This is a genomic window from Winogradskyella sp. A2 (genome assembly GCF_046762865.1).
Taxonomy (GTDB): domain Bacteria; phylum Bacteroidota; class Bacteroidia; order Flavobacteriales; family Flavobacteriaceae; genus Winogradskyella.
On record NZ_JBKQXM010000002.1, the window covers coordinates 233,434 to 252,595 of the forward strand.

The window sequence follows — 19,162 nt, forward strand, 5'->3', positions numbered from 1 at the left end:
TAGCTAAATTTATATTTTATTCTGTGACTTTTACTGCAGTACCGGTTACTGATACCATTGCATAATTACTTGTTGTTAATTCTATTTCAACTTTTATGCCAACAACAGCATTTGCTTTTAATTTTCTAGCATTTTCTGTTAGTGTTTTAAAGGCATTTTCTTTGACCTCATCAATACTAGACTGTATTGCTTTATAGTATTTAGAGATGCTAAAGCCCATGGCAAGTTTTTTCTCGTTAATAGACACTCCAGTAACAATACCTAAATAGTCAACTATTTTATAGCCTTCAATAGAGTTGGTTGTGGTTAAAATCATAATTATTGTTTATTACACAAAATTAATCTTCATCAACCGCTTTTCCAATTAAGTAGAAGTCTAAATGTTTTTTTACTAAATCTGTATTTTTAACCTTTACAATAACTTCTTCTCCAAGTTGATACATTTTATGATTGTGACGACCAACCATTGCATAATAATCTTGATCAAAGTCATATGTATCATCCTTCATATCTCTAACGCTTACCATACCTTCACATTTGTTAGATATAATCTCAACATATATTCCCCAATCCGTAACACCTGAAATTACACCTTTAAACTCTTCGTCTTGGTGGTCTTGCATAAAGCGTATTTGCATGTATTTAATAGAATCTCTTTCTGCCTTGGTGGCTAAATATTCCATATTACTACTATGCTTACATTTTTCTTCGTAGATGTCTTCATTCGCAGATTTACCACCATCTAAATAGTGTTGTAACAAGCGGTGCGCCATTACATCGGGATAACGACGTATTGGTGAGGTAAAATGACTATAATATTGAAATGCTAATCCGTAATGACCTATATTCTGTGTTGTGTATTCTGCTTTAGACATGGTTCTAATAGCTAAGGTGTCTACAAGGTTTTGTTCCTTTTTACCTACTACATCAGTTAGTAATTTATTTAATGATGAAGCTACACTTTTTCTGTCCTTGAAATTTAATTTATGACCAAAACGGCCAACCACTGTCTGTAGTTGCGCTAGTTTAGAATCATCTGGTTCATCGTGTACACGATACACGAATGTTTTCTTAGGATTCTGCTTTCCAATAAATTCAGACACTTTTTTATTTGCTAATAACATAAACTCTTCTATAAGTTTATTAGCATCTTTACTTGTTTTAAAGAATACACCAACAGGATTAGCCTCTTTATCTAGATTAAATTTTACCTCAACCTTATCAAAAGATATTGCACCTGTGCTCATTCGTTTAGTACGCATTTTTTTTGCCAATTCATCAAGCTTTAAAACAGCATCTGCAATAGATTGATCTGTGTTGTAAGCCTCACCTGTTAAAGCGACTTCTTTTGGAATGGAATTAGTTTTAGTTTCAATAATTGATTGCGCTTCTTCATAAGCAAATCTTGCGTCTGAATATGTCACAGTTCTACCGAACCACTGATCTTTAATTTCACAATTATCGTTCATTTTAAAAACAGCAGAAAACGTGTATTTTTCTTCATGAGGGCGTAAAGAACAGGCACCATTAGATAAAATCTCAGGTAACATTGGTACTACTCTATCTACAAGATAAATAGATGTTGCTCTTTCATAAGCTTCATCGTCTAAAACCGTATCTGGTTTAACATAATGCGACACATCTGCGATATGAATTCCAATTTCGTACAGCCCATTCTCTAAAACTTTAAAAGAAAGTGCATCATCAAAATCTTTTGCATCTTTTGGATCTATGGTAAAAGTTAAATCTTTACGCATATCTCTTCGTTTTGCAATTTCGTCTTCAGTAATTGAAGTATCTAATTTATTGACATATGCTTCAACTTCGTGAGGAAACTCATGAGGTAAACCATACTCAGCTAAAATTGAATGAATTTCTGTACTGTGCTCTCCTGGTTTACCTAATACTTCTACTACTTTACCATAAGGTGAGCTTGCTTTCTCTGGCCAATCGGTAAGCGTAACCAAGACTTTATCTCCATCTTCAGCTTTTTTTGTTTTATTAATTGGTACAAAAATATCTGTATACATTTTTTGGCTATCAGCCACAACAAAAGCAAACTTTTTATTGTCCTGAATTTGGATTGTACCAACATAATCTGACTTAGCTCGCTTAATTATATTAGTTATCTCGCCTTCATGCTTACCGCGATGTTTTCTTTTATAGGCATAAAACTCAACTTCATCACCATTTAAGGCTTTATTTATATTATTTGAAGCAATAAAAACATCATGCTCAAAATCATCACTAATAACATAACCATTTCCTTTGGCAGATAAATCTAAAATACCTGTAAAATATTCTGTACTAACTACAGCTTTAAATTTACCGCGTTCTACTTCTTCTATTTCTCCTTTTACTTTGAGCTGCGCTAGTTTTTTAATGATTTGGTTGCGACTACTAGCGTCATTAACACCCAGCTTAGCTGCAATTTGTTTATAATTAAAAGTTTTGTTTCGTTCTTTTTTTAAAATACTTAGAATTGTATTTGTAAGGTTGGAAATCTTATTGTTTCTAGATCTCCGTTTTTTCTTTCTTGTCATTTAATTTGTAATCATATTCTTTTCCTAAAAGTGTTAGGAATTCTTCATTTTTAACTTAATATAGGTGGAAGTGAAGATATTAAGTTTGATGCAAAGCTACACTAATAAAATTTAATAGTGTTTAGTAAAGGTTAAATTAATAAAAAATACACTTATTAACACTTATATAGATATTATCATTTTTCTTTTAAATTTTAAAAAATAAAATGATGGTTATTATAGTCTGTTTATAGTTACGATAACTTTTTATAGTTTTGTTTTGATATAATATAGTTTACATTCTATTAGAACATAATTAACATTACTATTATTTGTAATTGATTGATAAATAGGAGATTTTGATTTATTATAAACAACTGTTAATAATAGATGTTAATAGTTTTTATTGATATTTTATATAATATTTTTTGTTCATTTCCTCTTGAGGTGATAATGATAACTTCCTTTTAAATATTAGCTAACTAATTTGGTTTATAATATTCTATTTTGGTTTGAAAAAATAAAGAGATAATCCTAATTTTTCTTTTTATAAGTTGTAAACAGTTATTAACATGTAATCACATATTCTATTAACCAGATTTAAAAAATTGTAACTTTGCACTTTATAATTAATAGCTAAAATAATGACCATTTCAATTGGAAACGACCACGCAGGACCTGAGTATAAATCTGCAATTATAGAACACCTTAAAGGTAAGGGTTATACTATCAACAATTACGGTACAGATACAACCGATAGTGCAGATTACCCAGATTTTGTTCATCCTGTTGCAAGTGATGTGAATGACGGTAAAGTGGATCTAGGGATATTGATTTGTGGTACCGCTAATGGTGTTGGTATGACAGCCAATAAATATCAAAATGTAAGAGCTGGTGTTTGTTGGAATAGTGAAATTACTGAATTAGCTAGACAACATAACAATGCTAATATAATTTGCATACCAGCAAGATTTACTTCTATACCACAAGCTATTAAAATGGTAGATGTATTTTTAGAAACAGAATTTGAAGGAGGCCGTCATAAAAGACGTATAGATAAAATTCCATTATCATGTTAGATGGGTCATTCTCACTCTCATAATCATTCTCACCATCACGATATAAACAGTCGAAATTTATTAATTACTATATTCTTAAATATAGCCATCACGATTGCTCAAGTTATTGGTGGATTAGTTTCTGGTAGTTTAGCATTGTTAAGTGATGCATTACATAATTTCAGTGATGTTATATCTCTGATCATTAGTTGGATTGCTAATAAATTAGTTAAGAAAAAAGCCTCTTTAAAACGTACATTTGGATATAAACGTGCTGAAATATTAGCCGCTTTTATTAATGCCTCTACATTAATAGTTGTTGCAATTTTATTAATAATTGAAGCTATTGAACGCTTCAAAAATCCTCAAGAGATTGAATCTAATCTTGTTATTTGGTTATCTATTATAGCAATTTTAGGAAATGGGTTTAGCGTGTTATTACTTAAAAAGAATTCTGATGATAATATGAATCTTAAGAGTGCTTATCTTCATTTGTTAACTGATATGTTGGCAAGTGTTGCGGTTTTAATAGGTGGTCTTTTAATGAAATATTATGAAATTTGGTGGATTGACAGTGTATTAACCTTAGCTATTGCAATTTATCTTGTAGTAATGGGATGGGATTTATTAAAAAACTCATTTAAGGTATTAATGTTATTTACACCAGATTCTACTTCTGTAAAGTCTATAGTTGAAGATATACAAACGATTGATGCTATTAAAAATGTACATCATGTTCATATTTGGCAATTGAATGAAGAGGAAATCCACCTTGAGGCACATATTGATTTTAATAAGGATATTACATTATCAGAATTTGATATTATTTTAAATAAAATTGAGGAATTAGTTTACCATAAGTATGATATTAACCACATTAATATACAACCAGAATATGGTAAATGTGATGCTAAAGACGTGATAGTTCAAGATTAAATTATGCTTAAAACGAAGGTTAAAACATTTCAGGAATTATCAACACAAGAACTCTACGATTTGTTGCAATTACGAAGTGAGGTATTTGTTGTTGAGCAAGATTGTGTATATCAGGATGTTGATGGTAAAGATCACAAGGCACTTCATATTTTAGGTTATAAAGATGATGTCTTAGTGGCATATACAAGAGTTTTTCAACCAGGAGATTATTTTGAAGAGGCGAGTATTGGAAGGGTAGTAGTTAAAGAGTCTCAACGCCAGCATAAGTTTGGTTATGACATCATGAATGCTTCCATAGAAGCGATTAAACAGAAATATAAGATTTCAAAAATTAGAATTTCGGCACAAACCTATTTAAAAAGTTTTTATAATAATTTAGGTTTTAATGAAGTAGGAGAGGAGTACCTTGAAGACGGTATACCACATATCAATATGCTAAAAATTTAATTAGCTGATTTGTCAATTTGAGTTACCTGTATTTCTACACGTCTGTCGTATGCTGGTTCACCTCCAAGCGGAAATTTTCGTTTCAGACCAACATATCTCATTCTTGATCGGCTTACGCCTTTTCTAGCAAGAAAATCGTAAACAGTTTTTGCTCTTGCTACCGATAAGTTACGTTTTTTTGTTTTCCTATCAATAGCATCACGAGCACCATAAGTACAACACACATGGCCTTCTACTGTGAAATAAATATCTTTACGTTCTACCAATACCTCTGCGATTTTATCAAGGCGATTCTTAGATTCTTTAGTGAGATAACTATAACCTGTTCTAAACAATATGTTTTCAAGAAGAATTTTATCTCCTTCTTTTAAATCACCCTTAAGCTTTTCTTCTGTTGTTTTTTTAACCGGTTTTTTAACAATTTTTCTCGGAGGATCATAAGGTTGGGCAATAATTTCTACTTTACGATTTAAACCTCGAATTTTACTAAGATTCTCTTCAAACACAATATTTATTAATATTTCGCCCTTACCATCAACATTTGTGATTTTAGACTCATCGAATTCATTGTTTGAGAACACTTCTTTAATAGCGTCTGCGCGTTGTTGAGAAAGAACAAGGTTGTAAGAATCACTACCCCTATCATCACAAAACCCATATATAGAAACCTTCTCGATATCTAGATTCTCAATATCAGATAAGAACAGTAATAGCCTACTGTGTTCCGTCTCCGGAATTTCATATTTATCTGTTTCAAAGTATACCTGGTGCTTTAGCTCTTTTTGTGAAAAAGAGAGCTGGAAACAAAGGCATAATAAAATGAGTATAGGTTTCATTTTGTTTGAATTTTCTTAAATATTTAAAAATTCTATAATGCTAAATATAAATAATTTTAATTTTTATCTCAAAATACTAGCATATTGCTTAGGGTTATTGAGAATACTTAATGCTTTTTTTATCTCAGAATTGTTGGCTGTGTAGTACGTATATAATCCTTCACTGTAGAAATAACGTTTAATAATCTCGTCGGTCAAAAGTGACTTTAATTGTGTTTTATTTGCATCAATTGCGTTAGATTTATACGACTGTATAGCTACAGATAAATTATGAAATTCCGAGTCTATAACACCCTCTAGTTCTTCTTGGTCAGCAACTGCCATTGCTTCATTAAATGCTTTTTCGGTTTCGGTTTCAAAATTAAACCCCGAACTTTTTAAGTAGTTTTTGAATTCTCTAAATTCTGAATCTGGAAGTTGAAAGCTATTGAGATCATTAAGAGTATTATCATAGTAATAATCAGTTGCGAAATTAAAAACCAGGTTTTCACTTAATATTGCTTTTGTAATTGGTGTTTGTTTGGCAAATTCTACTTCAATATCTGGCTCAACTCCGCCACCATCAAATACTTCTCTACCGTTACGTGTTTTAAAGGTATTGTAGTTTTCTTTCTTTACCCTTGTAGCTTTACCGTTTTCATCCCTGTTCCAATAATCTAGTGCTTGTATACATCGTCCCGAAGGCGTATAATATCTAGAAATGGTAATCTTCATTTGTGTCCCATAGGTTAGTGCCTTGGGACGCTGTACTAGACCCTTACCAAAGCTTCTTGTGCCCACAACAACAGCCCTATCAACATCTTGTAAAGCACCAGAAACAATTTCACTGGCCGAAGCGCTTCTACCGTCTATTAATACAACCAGAGGGATTTCTGTATCGACAGCATCTCTTCTTGTATAATAAGTTTTGTTATATTTTTTTACCTTAGACTTTGTTGTTACTACCAATTGATTTTTAGGTATAAAAATATTTGTAACATTAACAGCTTCATTTAATAATCCTCCGGGATTACCTCTTAAATCTAAAATTAATTGAGACGCACCTTGATTCTTTAATGCCCTAAGCGCACTTATGGTTTCCGAAGATGCCTTATTATTAAATTTACGCAACACTATGTAACCGGTTTTTTCGTCTACCATAGAGTAATGAGGTACTGCTTTAATTTCGAGAGATTCACGTATGATCTTAGCTGTATTTGTTTTCCCTTGACGCCTGTAGGTTATTATTACCTCTGTACCCGCTGCGCCTTGCAATAGATTAGCAGCATCATCTTTAAAATCTGCCACAACAACATTATCAACTTTTATAATCTCATCACCAGCCTTAAGACCCGATTTATCAGCGGCATAATCTTTATATGGCTCTACAATTATTAGCTTATCCTTAAGCGTTAAAACTTTTGCGCCTATACCAGTATAGTCTCCAGCATTATTAATCCTAGAAGCCTCAACATCTTGTTCGTTATAGAATTGAGTATAAGGATCTAAATCATCTAACATACTCTTTATTGCGGTATCCATGAGATCACCAGGATTGGTGTCATCTACATAGTTCATGTTGAGCTCCTTAAAAAGCGTTGTGAATATTTCTATTTGCTTAGCTATTTCAAAAAAGTCATTTTTAAATGCCGTAGTACTAAAAAACACTAAGAGCGCTAAAACAGGAATAATTAATCTTTTATGTAGTATTCTTTTCATTAGTTTGAGGTTTTATCAAGAAATTTTTGAAATAACAACTTTACGGTTTCATTTATACTTGCAAAAGTTGTTCCATCCTTACTAAGGTACAAAATCATAAACGCATAAGATGTTGAACTATTGTTAAAGAAATTTGGCTTATTGAGCCGATAAGCCTCTCTCAATAGTCTTTTAATTCTATTTCTAGAAACCGCTGCTTTATGTTGTTTTTTACTGACTGACACACCGGTCTTAAGAGTGCTATTGTCTAAAAATTCCGTTTTAAGATAGATTAATCTCAAGGGGTAAACAGTAACAGCCTGCCCCTCGTTGAACAACTTCTCAATGAGTTTTTTGCTTTTTAATTTATCTTTATTACCGTACTTAAAAGACATTAGGTCATAAATTTATTATCTGCCAATTCGCCCAACCCAAAGAAGACTATCCTTATGAGGCTATGATAAAAATCATATTTTTAGCCTTTTTATTAGAGTAACTTACATAGATTAATCAATACTAGGCTTTAAATATGGGACATTTGGACGTAAAACAACTTAAAAGCCCCAAAGATAAAGCATTATATATACACCATTTAGTAAAAGATTTGGAAGTTTTAGATATAATGCTGAAAGAAGGAATTATAGAAAAAGAACCCATAAGAATTGGTGCCGAACAAGAGTTTTGTGTTGTTACCAAAGACTATTTTCCCAACGACAACAGTATTGATTTACTCAGAGAAATAAATGATGATCACTTTACAACTGAGATAGGAAAGTATAATTTAGAAATCAACTCAGATCCATTGCTTCTGCAAGAAGACTGTTTCAGTCAACTACAAAACCAAATAGAAACTCTTCTAGAAAAAGCTCAGAAAGCAGCTAAAAAAAAAGACTCCAAAATAGTATTAACAGGTATTTTGCCGACCTTAAGATTAAAACACATTTCTGAAGATTATATGACGGACAGACCAAGATATAATGTATTAAATAATGCGCTTAAAGATTCAAGAAGAGAACATTTTAATATTCATATAAAAGGTGTTGATGAGTTAAATCTTATCCATGACTGTGTTATGTTAGAAGCCTGTAACACAAGTTTCCAAACGCATTTACAAATAGATCCAGATGAATTTGTAGATAAATATAATTGGGCACAAGCGATAGCGGCGCCAGTATTGAGTTGCAGTGTTAATTCTCCAATTTTATTTGGCAGAGAGCTATGGGCAGAAACAAGAATTGCGCTTTTTACACAAAGTATAGATACCAGGGCAAATTCGTTTATACATAACGAAAAACAATCTAGAGTTAGTTTTGGGGCTGATTGGGAGCGCGGCACTGTTACGGATATTTTTAGAGATCACATATCGCGATTTAGAAGTTTGCTTACCTCAAACGAACACGATGATAGTATGGCTTTATATAAAAAGGGTGTAATCCCTAAATTGAGAGCCTTACAATTGCACAATGGCACTGTTTACAAATGGAATCGTGTTTGTTACGGTGTTGGTGGTGGCAAACCACACTTAAGAATAGAGTGTAGGTATATACCATCAGGACCAACATTAACCGATGAGGTTGCTAATATGGTGTTCTGGGTTGGATTAATGATGGGTCAGCCCGAACACTACAAGGAGATACACAACAAAATGGATTTTAAGGATATAAAAAATAATTTCTTTAAAGCGGCAAGAAACGGTATGGAAACCCAATTTAAATGGAACAACGATTGGATCGCGCCAAAAGACCTCATACTAAATGAGCTTTTACCAATTTCAAGGGTAGGATTAGAGAAAATGAATGTTAATGAGACGGATATTGATAAGTACCTTTCTATAATTGAGAGACGTGTAAAATCGATAAATGGCTCTCAGTGGATGGTAAATAATTATAGGCAATTACAAAAAACAAAAAACAATTTTGAAGCCTTACAGAATATTTCAGCCTATATGTTCAAGCATCAACTAGACGGTAGCACCGTTGATGGTTGGGGCATATTTAACCCGGATGACAATTTAAAAATTGACTTGAGCAGAATTGTAAAGCACAACATGAATACACAAATAATTCTCGTAGATCAAAACGATAGTTTAGAATTGGTTAGTAATATTATGCGCTGGAAGAAAATACACCACCTACCAGTAATTAATAAAAAGAAAGAATTGGCGGGTTTATTAACGTGGACAGACTTAATAAAATTAGGAAATAAAGACTTACTTTTAAGGGTTAAAGATGTAATGACTAAAAACCTAATAACCATATCACAAGAGGCGCCCTTGGAAGACGCCAAGGCACTTATGAAAAAGCATGATATTAATTGCTTACCAGTAGTTAGAAACAAAGAACTTCTGGGAATTCTTACTTCTAGTGATTTTTAAAATGCAAACAACGATTAAGTCCCATAAAGAAACAAAGAGCTCGCCAAACAGGATTTTTCATCATTTAAAAGGAAAACATCCAGGGGCAACTACAATCTTTTTCGGAGGCATCCATGGTAATGAATACGCAGGTGTAGATGCGCTCAACAGGGTACTTAACCGAATTGATACAAAGGAGCTACACGGAGAAATTTTTGCTGTATATGGTAATATAAAAGCACTCAAAGAGAACAAACGTTTCTTAAAATTAGATTTAAACCGAATTTGGACTATTGACAAATTAAGGAACCTTGAGTTGAAAACCGAGTACGAAGAAGAAGAGAAAGAGCAGATAGAGCTTTTTGAAATCATCAAAATGATTTTTGCAACCTCATCATCCCCAAAGTACTTTATAGACCTTCACACGACCTCAAGTAAAAGCCTTCCGTTTATTACTATTAACGACGCTATGATAAATAGGAAATTTTCTCAATGCTTTCCTGTTCCTATTGTTCTTGGTATCGAAGAATATCTAGAGGGCCCACTTTTAAGTTATTTGAACAAATTAGGCTACGTGTCACTAGGTTTTGAGGGCGGACAGCATGTTGATCCTCAGGCAATCAAAAGCTGTGAAGCATTTATACATTTAACACTTAGACACACAGGCCTGATTAAAAATGATGAATTAGGCTCCATAGATGAGTTTGAGAAAATTTTAATAGATGCCTCAAAGAATGTTTCATCAATTTATGAGGTAATATACAAACACCACATACAGCCCAAGGAGCGGTTCGTAATGGAGAAGGGTTTTGAGAGCTTCCAGAACATAAAGAAGGGTACTTTTTTAGCCACTTCTAATGGCGAGAGAATTTATTCTGAGTATAATGCAGAACTATTCATGCCATTATATCAAAACTCTGGTAATGACGGCTTTTTTATAATTAGACAAATCCCTAATATATTCCTAAAACTATCCGCTTTTTTAAGACACATAAAAGCCGATAGTTTATTAACAGTCTTGCCAGGTATTACGTGGTATAATAAAAGACAAGGTGTTTTAAAAGCCAACCTAAGGGTAACAAGATTTATGGCTAAATCAACCTTTCATTTGTTTGGCTACAGAAACAAACAAATTGACGAAACACATTTATTGTTATACAATAGAGAGCGTGTTTCTAAAAAGGAGATGTATAGAAAAGAAAAATGGTATTAAAAAAATCCGCAAACTGTTATAGGTGCGGATTTATCATTTTTGTATTGTTAATTTGCCAAACTGTAAATGTTGTTTTCTCTCTTAACGTCTGCCATTAATTTTGAACTATCAATTTCAACAGTCTTAACGTTTTTTCTTGTGCTTAGCGCATAAGTGGGCATGGCCCAGGCCCAATCTGAAACAATCGTTGCATCTGTCGGTTTTTCACCACGCATCATTTGAAGCGGGATATAAAACTCTTCCGTTGACCCATCATCATAGGTTACGGTTAAATCGATAGGCATTGGCATTAGACCAATACGCTCTAAAACAATTTTGTTGCCGTCAACCGATTTTACACCATAATCAATAGTATTTGTGGTTTGACCAAAATCAATTAAATACCAATCTAGTTCTAAGTCTGTAATACGCTCAGCGGTGCGCACAATATCCATGGGTTTAGGGTGTTTAAATGAAAAATCGTCAAAATACTTTTTAATCGTTTTTTTAAGATTTTCTTCTCCAATCACATATCCAAGTTGAGACAAAAACACGGAGCCCTTACTATATGCCGCGGTTCCGTAAACCTGATTATAAGCGTATCTATCAGCATGTGTTGTTAGTGGTTGCTCATGTCCTGAGTTCGCTAAAGAAATATAACGTCTATAGGCGCTCTTAAATGGATTTTTGTTTGTGTTCTTTTTTAACGCATTAGTAGCTAAGGTTGAAATATAACTGGTAAACCCCTCATCCATCCACTCATGCTTTGCTTCGTTACTTGCCAATAAAAATTGAAACCAGGTATGGGCCATTTCATGTGATGTAACACTCCTTAAACTTCCATAATTACGCTCTCCCGTTATGAAAGTACACATTGCATACTCCATGCCACCATCACCCCCTTGTATAACTGAATACTGATCGTATGGATATTGTCCAATATTTTCACTAAAAAACGCCATTAATTTTGCTGTGTCAGGCTGTAGTTTTTTCCAGCTTTCCAAATACTTTCGATCCATTGTTCTTTTATAGTAAAAATGAAGCATTGGACCATTTGGCACCTTAAAGGTGTCGTGAATAAAATCTGGATCTGCAGCCCAAGTAAAGTCATGAACTTTTGGCGCCTTAAAATGATATTCTTTCTTGCTCCCCTTGGTTTTAGGCGCGCCCTGTAAATAACCTGTGCCACCTACAACATAATCGGCATCAATTAAAAGTTTTACATCAAAGTCACCCCAAACACCATGAAATTCTCTTGCGATATAAGGGTCTGCGTGCCAACCCTCATCATCGTATTCTGCTAATTTTGGATACCATTGCGCCATTGAAAGCGCCACACCTTCTTTGTTGTTTCTTCCAGAACGGCGAATTTGAATAGGGACCTGTGCTTCAAAAGCCATATTAAAAGTTACTTTTTCACCTGGTTGAATGGGCTTGTTCAAAACAACCTCTAGCACAGTCCCAACAGTTTCGTGTTGAATGGGTGTTCCGTTTTGCTCTAATGAGTTAACCTTAATATAACCTATTTCATCAGGCTTAAGTTTACTAATTCTATCACCAATTTTAGTACTTGGGTCAGCAATAGTTCTAGACCGCACATCCATTTCGCTTCCAGGCTGAAATGCATTAAAATATAAGTGATAATACACCCTATTCAAAACGTCTGGCGAATTGTTAGTATAAACTAAAGTTTGCTTTCCCGTATATTGATACGAATCAACATCCATATCTATTTCCATAGAATAGTCAACGTGCTGTTGCCAATATTCAGGATTAGTATTAGGTTTTATAATATTGCTGATCGTGGTATTCTCATTTGCACCACAAACAAATACGATTGTGATACAAACAAGATTCATTAAAAATCCCTTCATAGTCTTATTTTAGTTTTGAGGCCATAATTAATGCGTTGTATGCATTGACAATTTTACCAGATTTTGATAATTCTGAAAAAGCTTTTACGTTAGATGCGTCACCGCCCACCACTACTTTGGTGGTTAAGGGCAAACCAGAATCTAGTATTACTTGTTTAACTTGTGAAGCTGATAAATTAGGGTATTGGGACCTAATTAGAGCGGCTATTCCAGCAACACCTGGAGCGGCCATAGAGGTGCCGCCTTTAAAGTCATATTCATTTTCTGGTGTTGTTGAGTAAACAGATGATCCTGGTGCAAAAACATCCACGTTTTTCTTCCCATAGTTTGAAAAACCAGACACCATTTTTGATCCATATTTCTCTGTCAAAGAACCAACTCTGATATAGTTGTCTGATACTTCAACAAAATTTACATTATCATCTGGGAAATTTGGTTCTACATCCACGTTATTGCTGTCATTTCCGGCAGCATGTACAAAAACAACATCATTGTCACCCGCATATTTAATAGCGTCTCTTACCCATCCGCTATGAGGTGAAAATGATTTACCAAAACTTCCATTAATAACTTTTGCACCATTATCTACCGCATAACGAATTGCTAATGCAACATCTTTGTCGTATTCATCACCGTTAGGAACGACCCTCAAAGACATTATTTCAACATTATTAGCCACGCCATTAGCTCCCTTACCATTATTTCTTTCGGCAGCAATTATTCCAGCAACATGTGTACCGTGTGACTCGTTTTTGACCATTGGCTTTACGTTACCATTGCCATAACCGGTATCAGACAAATCATTTATGTTATCATTTAATTTTCTCCCCTTAAAGTCTTTATTCAGGTTATAGTTAAGACGTTCATTAATACTGACAAGGGCGCCATCAATTTCTGTTTTTGCATCCTGCATTGTTAACCCGTTTGCATTGATATTATTTGCTATCTGCACCGCTTGCATAACATTTTGGTCTTCAGATTTAATTTCGTTGACCTCTGCTATGGTATAGTCGTCTTTACCAAGAACCTTGGTTAGGGTTTCATTTGCATTTTTAACAGCTTGTGCAATCTGATCGTATTGCGTTTTTCGATTAGTCCACAATTGGTAGTCTTCTTCATATTGTTTTTTGGCTTCTTCAAATCTAGGATCAGATGTATTTCCAGAAACGATTAAACGCACAAACTCTAATTGCTCGTTGTAAGTATCGCCAAGGAAATTCCAACCATGAATATCATCAATATATCCATTTTTATCGTCGTCCTTTCCATTATTTGGAACCTCATCCTTATTGGTCCATAAAACATCATCTAAATCTTCATGGTCAATATCAATACCAGAATCTATTACGGCAACAACAACTTTATTACCCTTTTTGTTTTTAATAATCTCGGCATACGCCCTGTCAACGGCCATTCCGGGAATAGTATCTCTTTCTAGGTCTAAATGGCCCCAATTTTTTTTCTCCGAGTCAGTTAAATCAGCAACCTTTAACGGTGATGTGTCAATATTCTCAATTGGTGTAGACAGAATATCTGCAGTACTGCCGCAACCAAACAAAACAGCTAACATTAACATTAAGGATCCAATAAGTCTCTTACTTAAATTCATAAACATTGTTTTTAATTAAATATATCATTACAAGTGAAGGTTTCTTTTAAGCGAACACCTTTCTCGGTATGTTGTACGGTTATTATTTCGTTGTGTGCATCATGTTCTAAAAAAAGATAAAAATTATGATTTGCCGCTAAATTGAGAAATTTTTCTTTTTCGTCTAGTGTTAGCAACGGACGGGTGTCATATCCCATTACAAAAGGAATTGGCAAATGACCAGCTGTTGGCAATAAATCTGCCATGAAACAAATGGTTTTGCCTTTATATTTTATCATAGGAATCATTTGTTTGTCCGTATGGCCATTGGCATAGAAAATATCAAAACCAAGTGTAGAATCTCTCAACAAATCTTTTTTTGGCAAGTCAACAAATTTAAGTTGCCCACACTCTTCCATTGGAAGAATATTTTCTTTTAAAAACGAAGCTTTTTCTCGCCTGTTGGGCTGGGTTGCCCATTTCCAGTGATCTGCATTGCTCCAAAAATGAGCATTTTTAAAGGCAGGCTCTAATAAGGTTTTGTCTTTATTCCATTGAATACTGCCACCACAATGATCAAAATGAAGATGTGTCATAAACACATCAGTGACATCTTCTCTACTAAATCCATATTGAGCTAAGGATTTATCTAGATTGTCATCTCCCCACAGAAAGTAGTATCCATAAAATTTATCGCTTTGCTTATCACCCATACCTGTATCAATTAATATTAATCGATTTCCATCTTCAATTAACAAACAGCGTGCCGCAATATCAATCATGTTGTTACTATCAGCAGGATTTGTGCGTTGCCATAAAGACTTTGGAACAACGCCAAACATAGCACCACCATCTAGTTTAAAGTTACCAGCATTTATGGGGTATAAATTCATAATTGCGCAATTTACCAAATTAGTATTTAATTGCATTTGTTCTTTAGGATTTATTAAGATTTTTTGAGTTGTAAAAAAAAACCTATTTTCGAGGACATCAAAAATAATTAAGAATGATAGAATTAGCGGGCATCATTATACTTGGGATATTGGCGCAATGGGTGGCTTGGAAATTTAAAATTCCCGCTATTTTACCCTTAATTTTAATAGGCTTATTGGTTGGGCCTTTAGCCGCAGAATTTTTAAGTGAGGATGGGGCCAAATGGATTGAACCCATTTGGAATGGTAAGAAAGGTCTTTTTCCTGGTGAGTCGTTATATTATTTTGTCTCTTTAGCTATTAGTATTATTCTTTTTGAAGGAGGCCTTACGTTAAAACGAAGCGAGATACGAAACGTAGGACCTGTAATCACCAAGTTGATTACGCTGGGAGCAGGAGTGACTTTTTTCGGTGCGGCAGTATTGGCACACTATTTATTTAACCTTACTTGGGATTTGTGTTTTCTATTTTCAGGTCTGATAATTGTTACCGGACCAACTGTAATAACCCCAATTTTAAGAAACATTCCTTTAAAAAGAGATGTTTCAGCAGTATTGAAATGGGAGGGCATTCTTATTGACCCTATTGGTGCCTTGGTAGCCGTATTGGTCTTTGAGTTTATTTTTGTTGGGGGCGAAGTTGGCTTTACCAAAACTGCACTTATAGAATTTGGTAAAATTGTACTATTTGGAACTACATTCGGCTTTACCTTTGCCCACGCCCTGGTTTTTGCTATCAACAAAAAATTTATTCCGCACTATTTGTTAAATGTCGTGTCCCTTTCAGTTGTTTTATTGGTATTTGTTGAGTCAGAAATTTTTGCACACGAGTCTGGTTTATTGGCCGTCGTTGTTATGGGAATGGTCGTTGGCAACAGCAAACTAGACAACATTAAAGAACTACTTTATTTTAAAGAGTCCTTAAGCGTATTGCTTATTTCAATTCTCTTTATTCTTTTAGCAGCTAACATAAACTATGAAGATATGTTATTGCTTTATCGCTGGGAAACGGCCGCTCTATTTCTTGCCGTGGTTTTCTTGGTTCGCCCTTTAGCTGTGTTCTTAAGTTCTTCGGGCTCTAAGTTAAAAGCAAACGAAAAGCTATTTATAAGCTGGGTTGGCCCAAGAGGTATTGTTGCGGCAGGTATCGCATCGTTATTTGGCAGTAAACTTAGCGCTGAAGATGTTGTTGGTGCAGAATACATTACACCTTTAGTGTTTATGATTGTGCTGGGAACAGTGTTGTTAAATGCCACAACAGCAAGATTATTTGCCAGAATATCGGGTGTGTTTTTAACTAAATCAGAAGGAATTTTGATTGTTGGAGCATCTAAGGTATCCCGTCTCATCGCCCAGTATTTGGTTGAAAACGACAGACATGTTGTACTTGTAGACAGTAATCAAAAAAACGTTAGCGAAGCGGAAGCCATGGGAATTGAAGCTTATACAGAAAACATATATTCTGACAACCTCACAGATAACGTTGAGCTTAATGACATTGGCTTTTTATTGGCGCTCACAGGCAATGCTGATATTAACAGATATGCTGTAGAAAAATTTGGCAATCAATTTGGTGAAAACGGCTCGTTCAGACTTGCTTCAAAAACTGAATTAGAAGCTGGAGAAATTTCAACAGAAAACGGGTTGTTTACATTATCAGATGATTTTAACAATTTGATGGAAGTTTGCGAGGCATATCCAGAAATACGCGAAGCAAGCATTAAGGACATTGAAGACTACAACAGGCTTCTTGAGAAAATCAAGGCTAATAATTCTCAAATACCATTGTTTGTCAAAACAAGCAAAGGAATAATACATATCATTCCGTCTATTGATGATGAAATTGAAAAAGAAATAGATTCTAAAAGCAGCTTGGTTTATTTAGGTAAATCAATGGCTTAATCATTCAACTTTAAAACAGCCATGAATGCTTGTTGAGGGATTTCTACATTACCTACCTGGCGCATACGCTTTTTACCTTTTTTCTGTTTCTCGAGTAGTTTTCGCTTACGAGAAATATCACCACCATAACATTTCGCGGTAACATCCTTACGAAGTGCTTTAACTGTTTCACGAGCAATGATTTTTGCACCAATAGCAGCTTGTATAGGAATATCGAATTGTTGACGCGGAATGAGCTCTTTCAATTTTTCGCACATCTTTTTACCAATGGTATGTGCATTATCTGCATGAATTAAAGCCGAAAGTGCATCTACCGGTTGCGCATTTAATAAGACATCTAGGCGTACTAATTTAGAAACTTTCATTCCTATAGGGTGATAATCAAACGATGCATAACCTTTAGAAACCGTTTTTAAGCGGTCATAGAAATCGAAAACAATTTCGGCCAAAGGCATTTCAAAAATTAATTCAACACGTTCTGTGGTTAAATACGTTTGATTAATAATCATACCGCGCTTTTCAATACATAGGCTCATGACATTACCCACAAAATCTGACTTGGTAATGATAGTTGCTTTAATAAAGGGCTCTTCAACGCGATTAATAGTGGATGGGTCCGGTAAATCACTTGGGTTATTAACGATAAAGGCCGCATCTGGTTCTTTATTGGTGTAAGCGTAATAAGATACATTGGGTACAGTTGTAATTACTGTCATGTCAAACTCACGCTCCAAACGCTCTTGAATAATTTCCATATGCAACATTCCTAAGAAGCCACAACGAAAACCAAAACCTAATGCAGCAGAACTTTCGGGCTGAAACACCAATGAGGCATCATTGAGTTGCAACTTCTCCATTGAATTACGAAGTTCTTCATAATCTTCAGTATCTACCGGATAAATACCAGCAAAGACCATTGGTTTTACATCCTCAAACCCCTCTACAATATTAGTTGTTGGATTTGCAAAGTCCGTAATGGTGTCACCAACCTTAACTTCTTTTGCCGTTTTAATTCCTGTAATTAGATAACCTACATCACCAGCTTTTACACTTTGTTTTGGCACTTGATTTAATTTTAAAGTACCAACTTCATCTGCAAAATACTCCTTACCTGTAGCAACAAATTTGATTTTCTGACCTTTTTTTATTTCACCATTAAATACCCTAAAATAAGTTTCAACACCTCTAAATGTATTATAAACAGAATCAAAAATTAAGGCTTGTAATGGTTCGTCAACATTTCCTTTTGGAGCAGGAATTCTCTCAATAATAGCCTTTAATATATTATCAACACCAAAACCTGTTTTTCCACTGGCGTGAATCACTTCCTCAGGATTACAACCTAATAGATCAACAATATCATCTGTTACCTCTTCTGGATTAGCACTTGGTAAATCCACTTTATTTAATACCGGAATAATTTCTAAATCGTTCTCTAATGCAAGATATAGATTAGAAATGGTTTGTGCTTGTATACTTTGTGCCGCATCCACAATAAGTAATGCGCCTTCGCATGCAGCAATAGAGCGCGATACTTCATACGAAAAATCAACATGACCAGGAGTGTCTATAAGATTTAGCACATATTTCTCACCTTCTAATTCATAATCCATTTGTATAGCGTGAGACTTAATAGTAATACCACGCTCGCGCTCCAAGTCCATACTATCTAGCAATTGATCTTGTTTTTCACGAGCTGTAACAGAACCTGTATAATCTAGTAAACGGTCAGCCAGGGTGCTTTTTCCGTGGTCTATATGTGCAATAATGCAAAAGTTGCGAATGTTCTTCATCTATCTTTTCTGTAGCAAATTAGAGGAATGCAAATATAATTGAATTCTTGTGC

Annotated in this window: 15 protein-coding genes; 6 read left to right on the forward strand and 9 right to left on the reverse strand. The window is 34.3% G+C overall.

Going from position 1 to position 19,162, the window contains the following annotated elements; genetic code table 11:
- Positions 1-16: 16 nt before the first annotated feature.
- Both ACFWV9_RS04220 and rnr read right to left on the reverse strand, forming a co-directional pair.
- A complete protein-coding gene (locus ACFWV9_RS04220) occupies positions 17-316 on the reverse strand; it encodes a YbjQ family protein (RefSeq protein WP_411893991.1) in 300 nt (99 codons plus the stop codon).
- A 22-nt stretch (positions 317-338) separates the two neighbouring features.
- The gene (rnr, locus tag ACFWV9_RS04225; RefSeq protein WP_411893992.1) at positions 339-2,543 is read right to left on the reverse strand and encodes a ribonuclease R; all 2,205 of its coding nucleotides are present in this window, start codon (positions 2,541-2,543) and stop codon (positions 339-341) included.
- Between the two features lie 623 nt (positions 2,544-3,166).
- Between rnr and rpiB the strand changes: the two genes are divergently transcribed.
- The 3 genes from rpiB to ACFWV9_RS04240 are packed head-to-tail and all read left to right on the forward strand — an operon-like array spanning position 3,167 to position 4,963.
- Positions 3,167-3,601, forward strand: a complete 435-nt coding sequence (gene rpiB / locus ACFWV9_RS04230) for a ribose 5-phosphate isomerase B (protein ID WP_411893993.1) — start codon at positions 3,167-3,169, stop codon at positions 3,599-3,601.
- The gene (locus ACFWV9_RS04235; RefSeq protein ID WP_411893994.1) at positions 3,602-4,516 is read left to right on the forward strand and encodes a cation diffusion facilitator family transporter; all 915 of its coding nucleotides are present in this window, start codon (positions 3,602-3,604) and stop codon (positions 4,514-4,516) included. It abuts the gene before it with no gap.
- A gap of 3 nt (positions 4,517-4,519) precedes the next feature.
- Positions 4,520-4,963, forward strand: a complete 444-nt coding sequence (locus ACFWV9_RS04240; protein WP_411893995.1) for a GNAT family N-acetyltransferase — start codon at positions 4,520-4,522, stop codon at positions 4,961-4,963.
- Here the strand turns inward: ACFWV9_RS04240 and ACFWV9_RS04245 are convergent.
- The 3 genes from ACFWV9_RS04245 to rnpA form a co-directional block, all read right to left on the reverse strand.
- Entirely contained in the window at positions 4,960-5,799 is an 840-nt protein-coding gene (locus ACFWV9_RS04245; protein WP_411893996.1) for an OmpA family protein, read from the reverse strand. The genes ACFWV9_RS04240 and ACFWV9_RS04245 overlap by 4 nt on opposite strands.
- A gap of 63 nt (positions 5,800-5,862) precedes the next feature.
- Positions 5,863-7,497 carry a S41 family peptidase gene (locus ACFWV9_RS04250; protein WP_411893997.1) on the reverse strand — a complete coding sequence of 545 codons (1,635 nt, stop codon included), beginning with the start codon at positions 7,495-7,497 and terminating at the stop codon, positions 5,863-5,865.
- Positions 7,497-7,871 (reverse strand): ribonuclease P protein component, encoded by a 375-nt coding sequence (rnpA, locus tag ACFWV9_RS04255; RefSeq protein WP_411893998.1) that lies wholly within the window; start codon positions 7,869-7,871, stop codon positions 7,497-7,499. Before rnpA ends, ACFWV9_RS04250 begins: the two co-directional genes overlap by 1 nt.
- A 134-nt stretch (positions 7,872-8,005) precedes the next feature.
- On the opposite strand from rnpA, the gene ACFWV9_RS04260 reads away from it, so the two are divergent.
- Both ACFWV9_RS04260 and ACFWV9_RS04265 read left to right on the forward strand, forming a co-directional pair.
- The gene (locus ACFWV9_RS04260) at positions 8,006-9,850 is read left to right on the forward strand and encodes a CBS domain-containing protein (RefSeq protein ID WP_411893999.1); all 1,845 of its coding nucleotides are present in this window, start codon (positions 8,006-8,008) and stop codon (positions 9,848-9,850) included.
- 1 nt (position 9,851) lies between these two features.
- A complete protein-coding gene (locus ACFWV9_RS04265; RefSeq protein ID WP_411894000.1) occupies positions 9,852-11,042 on the forward strand; it encodes a succinylglutamate desuccinylase/aspartoacylase family protein in 1,191 nt (396 codons plus the stop codon).
- A 47-nt stretch (positions 11,043-11,089) separates the two neighbouring features.
- On the opposite strand, the gene ACFWV9_RS04270 is transcribed toward ACFWV9_RS04265, so the two are convergent.
- From ACFWV9_RS04270 to ACFWV9_RS04280, 3 genes are read right to left on the reverse strand one after another with little or no spacing between them, the layout of a single operon-like run.
- A complete protein-coding gene (locus ACFWV9_RS04270) occupies positions 11,090-12,895 on the reverse strand; it encodes a M1 family metallopeptidase (protein WP_411894001.1) in 1,806 nt (601 codons plus the stop codon).
- 4 nt (positions 12,896-12,899) lie between these two features.
- On the reverse strand, positions 12,900-14,504 hold the full coding sequence (locus ACFWV9_RS04275; RefSeq protein WP_411894002.1) for a S8 family peptidase: 1,605 nt from the start codon (positions 14,502-14,504) through the stop codon (positions 12,900-12,902).
- An 11-nt stretch (positions 14,505-14,515) separates the two neighbouring features.
- A complete protein-coding gene (locus tag ACFWV9_RS04280) occupies positions 14,516-15,376 on the reverse strand; it encodes an MBL fold metallo-hydrolase (protein ID WP_411894003.1) in 861 nt (286 codons plus the stop codon).
- A 113-nt stretch (positions 15,377-15,489) separates the two neighbouring features.
- Between ACFWV9_RS04280 and ACFWV9_RS04285 the strand changes: the two genes are divergently transcribed.
- A complete protein-coding gene (locus ACFWV9_RS04285; protein WP_411894004.1) occupies positions 15,490-17,316 on the forward strand; it encodes a cation:proton antiporter in 1,827 nt (608 codons plus the stop codon).
- Here the strand turns inward: ACFWV9_RS04285 and lepA are convergent.
- The gene (lepA, locus tag ACFWV9_RS04290; RefSeq protein ID WP_411894005.1) at positions 17,313-19,109 is read right to left on the reverse strand and encodes a translation elongation factor 4; all 1,797 of its coding nucleotides are present in this window, start codon (positions 19,107-19,109) and stop codon (positions 17,313-17,315) included. The genes ACFWV9_RS04285 and lepA overlap by 4 nt on opposite strands.
- Between the last annotated feature and the right edge of the window lie 53 nt (positions 19,110-19,162).

What these genes read in the sequence shown, in the direction of transcription:
- rnr (WP_411893992.1), bottom strand. Translation starts at nt 2,543, where the DNA reads ATGACAAGAAAGAAAAAACGGAGATCTAGAAACAATAAGATTTCCAAC.
- ACFWV9_RS04270 (WP_411894001.1), bottom strand. Translation starts at nt 12,895, where the DNA reads ATGAAGGGATTTTTAATGAATCTTGTTTGTATCACAATCGTATTTGTT.
- ACFWV9_RS04260 (WP_411893999.1), top strand. Translation starts at nt 8,006, where the DNA reads ATGGGACATTTGGACGTAAAACAACTTAAAAGCCCCAAAGATAAAGCA.
- ACFWV9_RS04245 (WP_411893996.1), bottom strand. Translation starts at nt 5,799, where the DNA reads ATGAAACCTATACTCATTTTATTATGCCTTTGTTTCCAGCTCTCTTTT.
- ACFWV9_RS04275 (WP_411894002.1), bottom strand. Translation starts at nt 14,504, where the DNA reads ATGAATTTAAGTAAGAGACTTATTGGATCCTTAATGTTAATGTTAGCT.
- rpiB (WP_411893993.1), top strand. Translation starts at nt 3,167, where the DNA reads ATGACCATTTCAATTGGAAACGACCACGCAGGACCTGAGTATAAATCT.
- rnpA (WP_411893998.1), bottom strand. Translation starts at nt 7,871, where the DNA reads ATGTCTTTTAAGTACGGTAATAAAGATAAATTAAAAAGCAAAAAACTC.
- ACFWV9_RS04250 (WP_411893997.1), bottom strand. Translation starts at nt 7,497, where the DNA reads ATGAAAAGAATACTACATAAAAGATTAATTATTCCTGTTTTAGCGCTC.
- lepA (WP_411894005.1), bottom strand. Translation starts at nt 19,109, where the DNA reads ATGAAGAACATTCGCAACTTTTGCATTATTGCACATATAGACCACGGA.
- ACFWV9_RS04235 (WP_411893994.1), top strand. Translation starts at nt 3,602, where the DNA reads ATGGGTCATTCTCACTCTCATAATCATTCTCACCATCACGATATAAAC.
- ACFWV9_RS04280 (WP_411894003.1), bottom strand. Translation starts at nt 15,376, where the DNA reads ATGAATTTATACCCCATAAATGCTGGTAACTTTAAACTAGATGGTGGT.
- ACFWV9_RS04220 (WP_411893991.1), bottom strand. Translation starts at nt 316, where the DNA reads ATGATTTTAACCACAACCAACTCTATTGAAGGCTATAAAATAGTTGAC.
- ACFWV9_RS04240 (WP_411893995.1), top strand. Translation starts at nt 4,520, where the DNA reads ATGCTTAAAACGAAGGTTAAAACATTTCAGGAATTATCAACACAAGAA.
- ACFWV9_RS04265 (WP_411894000.1), top strand. Translation starts at nt 9,852, where the DNA reads ATGCAAACAACGATTAAGTCCCATAAAGAAACAAAGAGCTCGCCAAAC.
- ACFWV9_RS04285 (WP_411894004.1), top strand. Translation starts at nt 15,490, where the DNA reads ATGATAGAATTAGCGGGCATCATTATACTTGGGATATTGGCGCAATGG.